The 14,049-nt window shown below is 64.7% G+C and carries 9 protein-coding genes and 1 riboswitch; of the genes, 7 read left to right on the top strand and 2 right to left on the bottom strand.

Annotation, left to right across the window (positions count from 1 at the left end; translation table 11 throughout):
• Positions 1-65: 65 nt before the first annotated feature.
• The 6 genes from JAO73_RS08635 to JAO73_RS08610 all read left to right on the top strand — a co-directional run bounded on the left by JAO73_RS08635 (position 66) and on the right by JAO73_RS08610 (position 8,445).
• On the top strand, positions 66-1,289 hold the full coding sequence (locus JAO73_RS08635) for a molybdopterin molybdotransferase MoeA (RefSeq protein WP_198976668.1): 1,224 nt from the start codon (positions 66-68) through the stop codon (positions 1,287-1,289).
• 375 nt (positions 1,290-1,664) lie between these two features.
• Positions 1,665-1,772, top strand: a riboswitch (SAM riboswitch).
• Positions 1,773-1,843: 71 nt separating this feature from the next.
• Entirely contained in the window at positions 1,844-5,542 is a 3,699-nt protein-coding gene (metH, locus tag JAO73_RS08630) for a methionine synthase (protein ID WP_198976667.1), read from the top strand.
• A 103-nt stretch (positions 5,543-5,645) separates the two neighbouring features.
• On the top strand, positions 5,646-6,602 hold the full coding sequence (gene metF / locus JAO73_RS08625) for a methylenetetrahydrofolate reductase [NAD(P)H] (RefSeq protein ID WP_198976666.1): 957 nt from the start codon (positions 5,646-5,648) through the stop codon (positions 6,600-6,602).
• 69 nt (positions 6,603-6,671) lie between these two features.
• Positions 6,672-7,193 carry a tetratricopeptide repeat protein gene (locus JAO73_RS08620; RefSeq protein WP_190925212.1) on the top strand — a complete coding sequence of 174 codons (522 nt, stop codon included), beginning with the start codon at positions 6,672-6,674 and terminating at the stop codon, positions 7,191-7,193.
• 82 nt (positions 7,194-7,275) lie between these two features.
• A complete protein-coding gene (locus JAO73_RS08615; protein WP_198976665.1) occupies positions 7,276-7,842 on the top strand; it encodes a hypothetical protein in 567 nt (188 codons plus the stop codon).
• 162 nt (positions 7,843-8,004) lie between these two features.
• Complete coding sequence (locus JAO73_RS08610; RefSeq protein ID WP_198976664.1) at positions 8,005-8,445, top strand: putative signal transducing protein; 441 nt, start codon at positions 8,005-8,007, stop codon at positions 8,443-8,445.
• A 184-nt stretch (positions 8,446-8,629) separates the two neighbouring features.
• On the opposite strand, the gene JAO73_RS08605 is transcribed toward JAO73_RS08610, so the two are convergent.
• Together JAO73_RS08605 and JAO73_RS08600 are read right to left on the bottom strand one after the other, a co-directional pair.
• A complete protein-coding gene (locus JAO73_RS08605) occupies positions 8,630-9,757 on the bottom strand; it encodes a hypothetical protein (RefSeq protein WP_198976663.1) in 1,128 nt (375 codons plus the stop codon).
• 509 nt (positions 9,758-10,266) lie between these two features.
• Positions 10,267-12,639, bottom strand: a complete 2,373-nt coding sequence (locus JAO73_RS08600; RefSeq protein ID WP_198976662.1) for a T9SS type A sorting domain-containing protein — start codon at positions 12,637-12,639, stop codon at positions 10,267-10,269.
• A 231-nt stretch (positions 12,640-12,870) separates the two neighbouring features.
• Here JAO73_RS08600 and JAO73_RS08595 point away from each other — a divergent pair, with 231 nt between their 5' ends.
• On the top strand, positions 12,871-13,989 hold the full coding sequence (locus JAO73_RS08595; RefSeq protein WP_198976661.1) for a PA14 domain-containing protein: 1,119 nt from the start codon (positions 12,871-12,873) through the stop codon (positions 13,987-13,989).
• The last annotated feature ends 60 nt before the right edge of the window (positions 13,990-14,049 follow it).

Here is a 14,049-nt window from a genome sequence, read left to right as displayed (position 1 = left end):
GAAGCATGACGGGCTGTTTTCTTTGACCTGCGTTCCCCCTGTTCCGCACCGCAACAAAATTCTCCATGCTCACTCCCGCCGAAGCCACGGCCCGCGTACTCGCCACGGCCCGCCCCCTGCCGACTGAAACCGTCGCCCTGCCCCACGCCGCTGGCCGCATCCTGGCCGAGACGCTGACGGCCGACCGCGACTTCCCGCCCTTCAACCGGGTGGCCATGGACGGCATTGCGGTGGCCCACGCCGCCTGGGCCGGGGGCCAGACCGAGTTTGAAATCCAACACGCCCAGTACGCCGGCGCCCCGCCCCGGCCGCTGCTCAGCCCCCGGCAAGCAGTGGAGGTGATGACGGGCGCCGTGCTCCCCGCCGGTACCGATGTGGTGGTCCGTTACGAGGACATCCTGCTGCACGACAACCGCGCCACCGTCCAGATTCCGCCGCCCGAAGCCCCCGGCGTCAACATCCACCACCAGGCCGCCGACCGCCGCGCGGGCGAGGCCCTGCTGCTGCCCGGCACCCGCCTCGGGCCCGCCGAACTGGCCGTGGCCGCCACCGTGGGCGCCGCCGAAATGCAGGTAACGCGCGCCGCCCGCGTGGCCGTAGTGAGCACCGGCGACGAGCTGGTGGGCATTCAGGAAACGCCGCTGCCGCACCAGATTCGGCGGTCTAACGCCTATGCCTTGCAGGCGCTTTTCGGCCAGCAGGGGGCCGACGTTTCCCTGTTCCACCTGCCCGATGCGCTGGACGAACTGCGCGACGGCCTCACCAAAATTCTGGGCGCGGGCTTCGACGCCGTGGTGCTGAGCGGCGCCGTGAGCAAGGGCCGCGCCGACCACCTGCCGGGCCTGCTGCGCGAACTGCACGTCAGGGAAATATTTCACGAAGTGCAGCAGCGGCCGGGCAAGCCGCTGTGGTTTGGGGCGCGGGCCGGCGGGCCGGTGGTGTTTGGGCTGCCCGGCAATCCGGTGTCGACTTTCATCACGGCCTGCCGCTACGTGCGGCCCTGGCTGCGCGCCGTGCAACAGCCCGAAGGCGCCGCCGAAGCGGCCGCCACGGACGAGGCCCCGCAACCGGCCGTGCTCACCGCGAACATCAATTTCAAGCCCCCGCTCACGCACTTCGTGCCCGTGCGTCTGGCCGTGGACGCCGAGGGCCGCCGTCTGGCCACGCCGTTGCGCGTGGGCGGCTCCGGCGACATGATGGGGCTTGTGGGCGCCACCGCATTTCTGGAGCTGCCGCCCGAGCCGGCCGTGTTTGCGGCGGGCAGCGCGTGGCCGGCGTGGGCGCTGTAGGCCGGATGTTGGGGAACCTCCGTGCGCTGGCTCCGTAAAGCAACGGGAGCCGCAGCGCCAGCGGCTGAGTGTTGAAGGTGGCCCGGCGCATTGGCCACCGTCTTTTTTCTCACCGCAACCCACCCGATTATGCCGACGAAAAAAGCAAGCACCGCCAAAAAAGACCCCTGCTGGAAAGGCTACGAGCAGGAGGGCACCAAGAAAAAGGACGGCAAAACCGTCCCCAATTGCGTGAAGAAAGACTAGCCTTCGTTCTTTTCGTTATGCCAAACGGCCCCGGCCTGCGCCCTTGTTGGCGTGGGCCGGGGCCGCAGTTTTTTGGTCTGATTTCGACGTGGGGTTGTTTTTGTGGCAGTGTTGTATCTTCGTCCTACGCTGCTATCCAGAAAGACCGAGGGACCGGGCCCGATGACGTCTTGGCAACCTACCGCGAGTAGGTGCCAACTCCCGTTTCACCGCCGTTTTGGTGAAAGAAGATGACAGCCGGAACTGTGCGCCTGCGCACGGGTTTCTTTCTGGATACGCGCTTCCGTAGCTATTCGCCCCCGAAAGAAATGTCCACTGCCACCCTCGCCGCCCCCTCTCCCCTTCCCGAGCTGCTCCGCCAGCGCCTGCTGATTCTCGATGGCGCCATGGGCACCATGATTCAGCGCCATCTGCTCACGGAGGAGGATTTCCGCGGCACGCGCTTCGCCGACCACCCCAAGCCCCTGCGCGGCAACAACGACCTGCTGAGCCTGACGCGGCCCGACATCATCAAGGGCATTCACGCCGAGTACTTCGCCGCCGGGGCCGACATGGTGGAAACTAACACCTTCTCCGGCACTACCATTGCGCAGGCCGACTATGGGCTGGAGCACATTGTGTACGAGCTGAATTACGAGTCGGCCCGCCTGGCCCGCGAGGCGGCCGACGAGTACAGCACGCCCGAGCGGCCGCGCTTCGTGGCCGGCGCCGTGGGCCCCACCAACCGCACCGCCTCGCTCTCGCCCGACGTGAACCGGCCCGGCTTCCGCGCCGTGACCTTCGACGAGCTGGCCACGGCTTACCTGGAGCAAGTGCGCGGCCTCGTGGACGGCGGCGTGGACACGCTGCTCATCGAAACCATCTTCGACACGCTGAACGCCAAAGCCGCGCTCTACGCCGTGCAGAAGTTCTTCGACGAAGGCGGCCGCGTGGTGCCCGTCATGATTTCGGGCACCATCACCGACGCCTCGGGCCGCACGCTGAGCGGCCAGACGGTGGAGGCATTCTGGAACTCTATCCGCCACCTGCCGCTGCTGAGCGTGGGCCTGAATTGCGCCCTCGGGGCCCACCAGCTCAAGCAGTACGTGGAGGAATTGAGCCGCATTTCCGACGTGCACATTTCGGCTTATCCCAACGCGGGTTTGCCCAACGCTTTTGGTGGGTATGATGAATCGGCGCAGGAATTTGCGGCGCTGGTGGAGGAATATCTGAAGGAAGGCATCGTGACGGTGGTGGGTGGTTGTTGTGGCACCACGCCCCAGCACATTGCCGAGCTGAGCAAGCTGGCCGAGAAATACCAGCCCCGCCAATTGCCCTCCGTACCCACGCCTTCCACGCGCCTGAGCGGACTGGAGCCGTTTACCATCAAAGAGGAAAGCCTGTTCGTGAACGTGGGCGAGCGTTGCAACGTGACGGGTTCGCGCGCTTTCGCCCGCCTCATTCGCACCGGCGCGTACGAGGAAGCCCTGGCCGTGGCCCGCCTGCAAGTGGAAGAAGGCGCCCAGGTGCTCGACATCAACATGGACGAGGGCATGCTCGATTCGGAGCAGGTGATGACGACGTTTCTGCACCTCATCGCCTCGGAGCCCGACATTGCGCGGGTGCCCGTCATGATTGACTCCTCGAAGTGGAGCGTGCTCGAAGCCGGCCTGAAATGCGTGCAGGGCAAGAGCATCGTGAACTCCATCTCGCTGAAAGAAGGCGAGGCGGCCTTCCGCGAGCGGGCCCACACGGTGCGCCAGTACGGCGCGGCCGTGGTGGTGATGGCCTTCGACGAAAACGGCCAGGCCGACTCGCTGGCGCGCCGCATCGAAATCTGCCAGCGCAGCTACGACATTCTGACGAAGGAAGTGGGCTTCGACCCGTCCGACATCATTTTCGACCCCAACATCCTGACCGTGGGCACGGGCATGGACGAGCACCGCAACTATGCGCTCGACTTCATCGAGGCCGTGCGCTGGATTAAGACGAACCTGCCCGGCGCGCTCACCAGCGGCGGCATTTCGAACATTTCGTTCTCCTTCCGCGGCAACGACGTGGTGCGCGAGGCCATGCACACGGCCTTCCTCTACCACGCCATCCGGGCCGGCCTGGACATGGGCATCGTGAACCCCGGCCAGCTCGGCGTGTACGATGAAATCGAGCCCCATTTGCTGGAATTGGTTGAAGACGTGCTGCTCAACCGCCGCGCCGACGCCACCGAGCGCCTGGTGGAATTTGCCGACACGGTGAAACAGAAGGACAAGGCCGAAGTGAAAGCCGACGAGTGGCGCAGCCTGCCGGTGCAGGAGCGCCTGTCGCACGCGTTGGTGAAGGGCATTACCGAGTTTATCGACGAAGACACCGAGGCCGCCCGCCGGGAGCTGGCCCGCCCGCTCGACGTGATTGAGGGCCCGCTGATGGCCGGCATGAACGTGGTGGGCGACCTGTTCGGGGCCGGCAAAATGTTCCTGCCGCAGGTAGTGAAATCGGCCCGCGTGATGAAAAAGGCGGTGGCCTACCTGGAGCCGTATCTGCTGGCCGATAAGCAGGGCTCGGACCGCCAGACGGCCGGCAAAATCCTGATGGCCACGGTGAAGGGCGACGTGCACGACATCGGCAAGAACATTGTGGGCGTGGTATTGGCCTGCAACAACTTCGACATCGTGGACCTCGGCGTGATGGTGCCGCTGGAGAAAATTCTTGACGAAGCCCAGAAGCAAAACGTGGACGTCATTGGCCTGTCCGGCCTCATCACGCCCTCGCTCGATGAAATGGTGTACGTGGCCCAGGCCATGGAAAAGCGCGGCATGAAAACGCCCCTGCTCATTGGCGGGGCTACTACCTCGCGCCTGCACACGGCCGTGAAAATCGCGCCCGCCTACAGCGGCGCCGTGGTGCACGTGAACGACGCCTCGCGCTCGGTGGGCGTGGCGGCCGGCCTGCTCGGCTCGGGCGAACACGCCTACGCCCAGACCGTGGCCGACGACTACGCCGCCCTGCGCGCCGACTACGCCAGCCGCCAGCGCGACAAAAGCTACCTGCCCATCGAAGCGGCCCGCGCCAACGGCTTTAAGTCGGACTGGAACGCGGTGCCCATCACCAAGCCCAGCTTCCTCGGCACCAAAGTACTGGAAAACTACGACCTGGCCGAGCTGGCCGAGTACATCGACTGGACGCCCTTTTTCCACACCTGGGAGCTGAAAGGGCGCTACCCGCGCATTCTGGAGGACGAAAACCTGGGCGAAGCGGCCACCCGGCTGTTTGCCGACGCGCAGGCCTTGCTGAAGAAAATCATCGACGAGAAGCTGCTCACGGCCCGCGCCGTGCTGGGCTTTTGGCCGGCCAACACCAAGGACTACGACACCATTGAGGTGTACGCCGACGACTCGCGCGAAACCGTGGCCACTGAGTTTTTCACCTTGCGCCAACAGGGCGAGAAGGGCCCAAAAATCCCCAACATCGCCTTTTCCGACTTTCTGGCGCCGAAAGAATCGGGCCGGGCCGACTACTTGGGCGGCTTCGCTGTGACGGCCGGCATCGGCATCGAAAAGCTGCTGGAGCAGTACGAAGCCGACCACGACGACTACTCCAGCATCATGGTGAAGGCCCTGGCCGACCGCCTGGCCGAGGCCTTTGCCGAGCGCCTGCACGAGCGGGTGCGCCGCGAGTTCTGGGGCTACGCGCCCGACGAGCACCTCACCAACGAAGACCTGGTGCAGGAGAAATACCGCGGCGTGCGCCCCGCCCCCGGCTACCCCGGCTGCCCCGACCACACCGAGAAAATCACGCTGTTCCAGCTGCTCGACGCTGAGGGCAACACCGGCATCTCGCTCACCGAAAACCTGGCCATGTACCCGGCTTCGTCGGTGAGCGGCATGTACTACGCCCACCCCGATTCGCGCTACTTCGGCCTCGGCCGCATTGGCGTGGACCAGGTGGCCGACATTGCCCGGCGCAAGGGCATGGAAACCGCCGAGCTGGAGCGGTGGTTGATGCCCAACCTCAACTACGAGCCAAAGCAGTAGCGCTGCGGGCGTGGGCTCTGCGAGTCCGCGCCCGCAGCACGCCAGAAGAACCTCTTACCCTCACGCTTCCAGGCGCGGACTCGCAGAGTCCACGCTACACGCAATGAAAGTTACTGACCACCTTGCCCAGGCCAACGGCAAAACCCTCTTCTCCTTTGAGGTGCTGCCGCCCAAAAAGGGCGAAAACATCCACACGCTCTTTTCGAACATCGAGCCGCTGATGGAGTTCAAGCCGCCGTTCATCGACGTGACCTACCACCGCGAGGAATACGTGTACCGGCACCACCCCAATGGCCTGCTGGAGAAGAAAACCGTGCGCCGCCGGCCCGGCACGGTGGGCATTTGCGCGGCCATCAAAAACCGGTTTGACGTGGACACCGTGCCCCACCTCATCTGCGGCGGCTTCACGAAAGAGGAAACCGAAAATGCGCTAATCGACCTGCATTTCCTGGGCATCGACTCCATTCTGGCCCTGCGCGGCGACCCCATCAAGAGCGAGGGCGTGTTCAAGCCCGAGCCCGACGGGCACGCTTACGCCTGCGACCTCATTGGCCAGGTGGCCAACCTGAACAAGGGCGAATACCTCGACCAGGAGCAGGACGAAGCCTGGGCCACGGACTTCTGCATCGGCACGGCCGGCTACCCCGAAAAGCACTTCGAAGCCCCCAACTACAACGCCGACATCCGCTACCTCAAGCACAAGGTGGACCGCGGGGCCGACTACATCGTGACCCAGATGTTTTTCGACAACGAGGAGTTTTTTCGTTTCGAAAAGCTGTGCCGGGCGGCGGGCATCCACGTGCCCATCATTCCGGGCCTCAAGCCGCTCACCACCAAAAACCAGCTCTCGATGCTGCCTCGCTCCTTCTACCTCAACCTGCCCGAGCCGCTGGTGGAGGCCGTGAGCCAGTGCCGCGACAACGACGCGGTGCGGGCCATTGGCATCGAGTGGTGCCTCAACCAGAGCCGCGAGCTGATGGCCCACGGCGTGCCCTGCCTGCACTACTACTCCATGGGCAAGGCCGAAAGCATCCGACGCGTGGCCAAGGAGCTGTTTTGATTTCAGTGAACGGTGAACAGTGAACAGTTAGCCGCAGGGCTCGTTTATGCTACCGAAACAGTGCCCGTCATGGCCCACTGTTCACTGCTCACCGTTAACTGTTCACTGAAAATGCTCGACGACCTGTTTGCCCAGCTGCGCACGGCCACCGCGCCGGCCGAGATTGAAGCCCTGCAAAGCGGCATTTGGCAGGCCTGGCTGAGCAGCGGCGACGCGGCCCTCGACAAAGAGCTCGAAGCCGGCATGCGCGCCATGCAAGCCGAGGACCACACGCTGGCCATTGCCTTGTTCACGCACATCCTCCAGATTAACCCCGATTTTGCGGAGGCTTGGAACAAGCGCGCCACGGCCCACTACCTGCGCGGCGAGTACAAAGCTTCGCTCGAAGACATTGCCGAAACCCTGCACCGCGAGCCGCGGCATTTTGGGGCGCTGTGGGGCAAAGCGGGCATCCTGCGGCAGCTGGGCGACTACCGCCGCGCCCTGCGCACCCTGGACCAGCTGGCCGCGCTGTGCGCCCACCTGCCCGGCCTGCACGAGCAGCAGCTGGCCCTGCGCGAGCTGCTCGAAGACGGCGGCCCGCTGGAGTAGCCCGGGCCCGGACCCCTACCTTCGCCGGGGACTGCCGTAGAAGGCGGCAACCCCAAGCCCTCCCACCCTATTTTGGCGCCCCATGAAACGACTAGTTGAACGTTCGACCCCCTATTCCGGCCGGCCGCTGTGGTCCCTGCTGGTCCTGGCCGCGCTCTCGCTCAGCAGCTGCGACTCGACCCCGCGCGAGCGGCAGGAAGCCGCCCGCACCGCCGGCCACGAGCTGGACACCCTGGCCCGCAAGGCCACCCGCAAAATTGCCAACGTGGGCAAAGCCACCGCCACCTACCACGAGGCCAACCGCGCCCGCCGCGCCCGCCCCCTCGACCCGCGCGAGCAGATTGCGATGGAAACCCGGCTGCTGGGCCCCTACTCCGGCCAGGTAAACGCCCTTACGCCCGCCGACCTACCCAACGCCTACGCCCAGTTTGTGCGGGCCGTGCGCGCCAAGCGCGCCACCTTCACCGACCGCGACTGGGACTACGCCCGCGCCGTGTACCAGCGCCTGAACGACCAGCTCAAGCAGATTCGGATGGACATGCCCACGCGCTACGAAGTGCCCATTCGGGCCCGCCAGGCCGAGTTTGTGGCCCTGCAAGCCGGCCACGCCGCCAAAGGCATCAACGAGGCCACGAAGCAGGCGAAGTGAGTTGTGAGCTGGGAGGTAAATACATCTGTCATCCTGAGCGCAGCGAAGGACCTTCTCACCGCAGAACAGTTTGCAATAAAATCAAACGGCGCAAGCGTGAGAAGGTCCTTCGCTGCGCTCAGGATGACAGGCACATTTAGTTTTTAACTCATATCTCAAAAAGTGCCCAAACCCGATTCCGTCGTTTTCCTCGAATCGTTTTACGAGCCGATGGCCGCCAACCTGGCCCGCACCCGGCTGGCGGCGGCGGGCATTCCGTGCTTTCTGAGCAACGAAAACCTGGTGTCGCTCATGCCGCTCTACAGCCCCATCACGGGCGGGGTGCGGCTGCACGTGTACCAACGCGACGCCGAAGCCGCCTTGGAGCTGTTGCGCTCGGTGCCGGTGCCGCCAGCCACCACCCCCGACTTTGCTTCCTTCGAAGCCGACGCCCCCGACCCCGTGGCGCCGCGCTGCCCGCGCTGCGGGTCGTCGGACGTGGCCTACGGGCCGGCCACCGGCCCTAGCTACACCTGGGCCTCGACGCTGCTGACGGTGCTGCTGCGCTATCCCGTGCCCGACAAGCGCTACCACTGCTTCCATTGCGGCAACGAGTACAAGTAGGCGGGGCGGCGGAACAGCTAATAAAAGGCGGTCATGCTGAGCGCAGTCGAAGCATCTCGCGTGCAAGAGTAAATCCGGTTGATAGGATTACTGCCACAAGCGAGATGCTTCGACTGCGCTCAGCATGACGTTCCGTTTTACTCGGGATTTCTGCGCCGGTAGTCGCGCCCACTCCGGATGGGCCTCACTCGCTCACCAGCAGCCGGGCCGTGATGGGTGCGCCGCCCAGGGCCTGCACCAGGTAGAGGCCCGGGCGCAGGCCGGCGGGCAGGGGCAGCACCAGGGCGCCGTCGGCGCGGGCGGGCGCGGGCCAGCGCGCCACCTCACGCCCCAGCGCGTCGAGCAGGCGCACCGGGCGGGCGGGTCCCCCATTGGTGAGGCGCACCACGTCGCCGGCGCGGGCCGGCTGCGGGTAGAGGCCCGGCACGGCCACCGCTGCGCCGGCCCGCGCAGCGGTGGGCACGGCCGGCACCACGTAGCGGCGGCAGGGCGTCCCGGCCAGCCGCGCCAGCCAGGCCGGGCGGGCCAGCACCCGCCCCACCACGTCGCGCTGCTCGCCCCAGCCACTCACGATGATGGACGAGTCGCCCGGCAGGTATTGCCAGGAGTAAGGCTCCACGCGGTTGCAGGTCTGGGCGCAGTAGCTGTCCCAGCCCAATACCCGGCCCTGGGCGCTGAGGCGAATGAAATCGACCTCGTTTTCGCGGCGGCGGCTTAGGCCGCCCTGCTCGGTCACGAGCACGGTGAAGCCGCCGTCGGCGCGCTCGCGCACCTGCCCCGGCTGCACGTCGACGCCCTGCACCGGCGGGCCGGCCGCGCTGGGGGTGGGCAGCAGCGTGCGCCACACCACGCGCAGGGCCGTGTCGAGCTTGGCCACGAAGCCGCGGCTGCGCGTGCGCGTGAGCGAGTCAATCTTGGCAAACCCCGTCAGCACGTAGCCGCTGCCGTCGCGCAGGCGCACGGCGTTGGTCAGGCTGGTCATCGTGACCGAGGCCCGACGCCCGAAGGGCTCGACCCAGCGCGTGCGCAGCAGCTGCCCGGCCGTGTCTACCTCCATGGCATAGAGCTGGAAACTAACGGAGTCGCGCTGGGTGTCGCCCAGCAGCAGCAGGCGCTGGCGCGGGGCTTCCAGTACCTGCATCAGGTAGGCGTAGCCGCCCACGAAAGCTGGGGCGGCCGGCCCGAGCCGAATGGCGGGGTTGGGATACTGCCGCTGCCAGCGAAACCGGCCGGCCGTGTCGAGGCACACCAGCGAATAGTGCAGGGCAATGGGGCGCTGCCCCAGCCCGCTGCCGTCGCCGCCCCCTCCCACGTAGTAGCGGCCGTGTAATCCTAACGTACTACCGTATTCGAGTGCTACATTAATTGTTGGCCTACCTAGCACCCGTATGGTATCGCCTTGAGCATTCAGCCAATGAAAAATGCTTGTAACGCCTAGAGCATTATTGGCGGGTTGGGTACCGGCAGCAAACACCCCGCGGCCCCAGGGCTCATCAACTAACCCACCCGAAGTTTTACGCCCTCTTTTTTGCCATTTCCGACTGCCTGACTCATCATATTGCGCCCAGTAACCAAAATAAGTAGAAGCGCTGGCGCACACAGTGATAGTGCCTTGCTGAAGTATAAAACGTCCATATGTATTTCCCACATTGTTGGAAACTGGGTTGCCAAATAAGTCCAACCGCTCCCACCCACCAACTCCCTGCGCAGCAGCAGAGAAAACGGTTATTGCTCCCAGCAATAATACCGTTGCCCATTTCTTGCACCACATATAATAAGCAAACCGACCTTGGTAGTAAATCCCAAAGTCGGCCCTTCTAATTAACGGTTGACAACTACTTTCTGCATTGAAACCGGCACCCCGTCTACTAGCAGCCGCGCAGCATATTGACCAGCCGGTACGCCCCGCACTTTCACATCAGCACGCCAAATGCCTTGCCCGGTGGACTGCAACTCAGCTTGCGTCATCAACTTGCCGCTAACCAGGCTGTACAACTGCAACTCGACCTTATTCGCTGGGCCGCTTACTTCCGCATGCAGCTGGTCCGTGGCTGGGCTAGGATAAAGGGCACGAACGGCCACTTCTGAAGTGTACTGCACGGAGGAGCCGCTGGTTTCGGACGGGCGCAGCCCCGCTGTTGCGGGACGTTCGCGGGGATAGAGATAATTAAACCACAAAGCGGCCATTTCGGCCGTGCCACCGGGAGTGCGGGCCAAGCGGTGCAAGGACGTGCTGTCGTTGGTTGTAAGGGGCCGCAAGTTCAGCAGCGGCACGCTGGTGGGCCGCATGCGGCTCAGCACGTCGGACAGCGCCAGGCGCGCACTGGCGGCGGGCTGCAAGGCTGCCGGGCCGGCTAGCACCCGCCGCAGCGAAGCCGCCGCTACAGGCTTGCCGGTGCGGCGGTACTGCTCCAGCAAGTCAAGGCCCAAGCCCAGAAAAGCACCAGGGTTAGTTAGGGGCAGGGAGCGCACGTAAGCGTCGAGAGCCGCGGTGTCGGGTTCCTGCAGCAGCAGCCATTGCCGGATGACGCCTTGGTAACGGCCCAGTCGAACGGTTGGCGCAGCCTGCCTACGTAGCGTATCCATCAGGGCCTGCATAAATGCCGCCCGCGAACCACTGCGCATTTGCGCGCCAGTATTCACATTTCGCAAGTTTTTGCAATAGTCAACAAGTTGTGCATTGGAATTTCGGTTTGGGAAAGTACTTATTACGCTTCCATTAGATTGCGGCAATGTTGACCCCGTAGAACTAGTTTTAATACTCGTTATCTCTTCATCAGTTGAATTAGAGAAGCGATAATATGTAAAATTATTGTTAGGCCCGTCATTCACGATAGAGCGGCTTCCGGCCTGCAGGCCCGTGCCGTAGCTCGTGAATAAATTTCCCACGGGATAGTCCAGAGAGCCTTGGTCGTTTAGCGAGGCTAGTCGGTCGATGTAGATGCCAGACGAGGATGGCTCGCCGGAAGCAATAAACGAGTTGCAGGAGACATCGAAGCCAGTGGTATAAGCGGCGCTGTTGGGCCGGATGCGCAGGCCGTGCAGGTTGCCATTAAACGTGTTGCCGCTCACCAGGGAAGTGCCCGAACGCAGGCTCAGCCCGTAGCTGAGCGTACTCAGATTCATGCGCTTCAGGTCGGTGTTCACCTCGTCGAGCAGCACACCGGTCTGGCAGCGGATAGAGGAGGTGTCGCCGGGCGCCCCGGCCACCGTGAGGTTGAAATTCCAATCGAGGTCCTTGGTGGCCGCGGCCACCAGCCCGTACTGCTGCTCGCCGGGGCTGGTGTACAGGGCCTGATACGTGCGGCCGGCAATCAGATTGTTCATGCCGATGTTGACGTTCAGGGGCAGGCGGTTGATGGCATCCGTCATCACGTCGAGCCACACGCCCACACGCACCGCGCGGTTAATCTGCAGAGTACCGTTGTCGGCCTCAATCGTGCCTTGGCCCACCCGATTAGCCACCAGTCCGTACAGGCAGCCGTCAATAGTGTTGTTGCCAATCAGGCGTATCTTGGCCCGGCCGTCGTTGTTGCCGGTAGGGGTAAGGTGCAGGGCTTCGGTCGTCCAGCTGTCGAGCTTGGCCGGCGCATAGGGCGGCAGCAGGCTGGGCTGGGAGAGAAACTGCGAGTCCTTGATGAAGCAGGGAATGCTCCCGACCGCGGCCGTGGAGTGGTAGCTGTAATCGACTACGTGATAAAGGTTTTGCCTGAAATCGCAACGGTCCAGGTAATAGGTGGCATCGGTGCAGCCGGAGGGCACGTTGAGGCCGAAGTTGGCATTGCCAACCGTGCAGTTCGTGAGCGTGAGCACCTGCGCCGTGCCAGCCGGGTCAAACGTCAATCCCTTCCACATGTTGGTTTTGCAGCTAGCGTTGAACTGAGCCCCCGTCGCCGTCACGGTCACTTTGTCGCCCAGGATGATGGAGTAGCCGGTCACTTGCAGGGGCTTGCGGGGCAGAGCGGCGCTTTTGCCATCGACGTGAAAGTAGGCGCCCGGTTGAATGTCGACCGTGCAGTTACGGAAATACAAGTCGCCAACGACGTGGTAGTCGCCGGGCCCAAAGGTGGTGTTGGAACTGTATACCGTCACCTGAGTGGGGTCGCCCAGGGTAGCCGTGTAGGTTTGTGGCTGGCTGCAGTCCGGGGCCGGGTAGAGCTGCGCCTGCGCGGCTGGTCGCCAGCTAATCAACATAGCGAGTACGAATAATGCCTGCTTCAGCCGGCAATACGTGGGGGGGGGGGGTAGCCTTTTTTCATAAAGTGTGGAAAGAGTGAGTTCGACCTCTGCGACAGCCGCAGTGGTCTGGCCTTCAAGGTACACAGAATTTCCAAAGCGCCCTGAGCTTAGCGGTTTTGTTGGGCAGCATACCATCCCGGCCTGCTCCGGCGTTGTAGCGGCATGGCCACCACCCGGCTTCCCACTTTGCGCAATGCCTGGCCGCTGCTGCTGGCCGCGGCCATCGCGCCCGCCCGCGCCCAAACCGGCACCGGCCTGAAGGGCGACTACTACGAAGGAACCAATTTTGAGAAATACGTCCTGACCCGGCGCGACGCCACCATTAACTTCAACTGGGGCCAGCAGCCGCCCGCGCCGAGGCTCCCGGCCGAGGATTTCTCGGTGCGCTGGACGGGCTGGCTAATGCCGCCCACCAGCGGCAAATACGTTTTCCACGTGACCGTGGACGACGGCATCCGGCTGTGGCTGAACGACCGGCTGCTGCTGAACGAGTGGCGCGGCCAGCCCCAAAGCAGCTACACGGCAGCCGTGGAGCTACGGGCCGGCGAGCCGTACCGCCTGCGGGTCGACTACTGCCAATACGGGCTGGACACCCGCGTATTCGTGACGTGGGAACAGCCCGCTGCCACGGCCGCTTCCTGGCGAAACCTGTGGGGAATGACTTCCGAAAAGGCCCGGCCCGAGCCTATTTCGGCGGCTTATCTGTTTCAGAACAATCCCAAACCAGTGGCTAGGCCTGCGGCATCTGCCGCCGCCGCGCCCGCGCCCAAGGCATTGCCGGCGGCCAGCGTGGCCCCGCCTCCTGCGCCGCGCCGCGCGCCACGCACCGCAACGGTGGTGCCGCGGCCCCGCCGGCCAGCGGCCCCGGAGCCGCGTCCCGCGCCCGCGCCGACAGTTCCCCCACCGCCGGCCGCTGTGGCCGCGGCCGACTCCAGCCGCCCAGCGCGCCTGGCGAATCTGGCCGTGGGCGAGGCCATTATTCTGCCCGACTTGTACTTCGACCAGGGGCAGGCCCGGCTGCTGCCCGCCGTGCGCACCGCCCTCGACGGGCTGGCCGCTGCGCTGCGCGCCCGGCCCGCCCTGCGCTTCGAGGTGCAGGGCCACACCGACAACGTGGGCAACGCCGAGCTCAACCGCCAGCTCTCGCAGCAGCGCGCCGAGGCGGTGTGCCTCTACCTCACGGCCCACGGCGTGGCCGAGGGGCAGCTGCGCCCCGTGGGCTACGGCGGCACCCAGCCGGTGGCCGACAACGCCGACCCGGCCCAGCGCCCGCGCAACCGCCGCGTGGCCCTGCGCCGGCTCTGAGGGCTGAAAGACGCGGGCGTAGCATCAACCCGCCGCGTTTTTCTGCGTTCCAGAAGCTCA

This window comes from Hymenobacter miniatus, from assembly GCF_016427455.1.
Classification (GTDB): domain Bacteria; phylum Bacteroidota; class Bacteroidia; order Cytophagales; family Hymenobacteraceae; genus Hymenobacter; species Hymenobacter armeniacus.
This window is presented reverse-complemented; position numbering and strand designations above follow the sequence as displayed.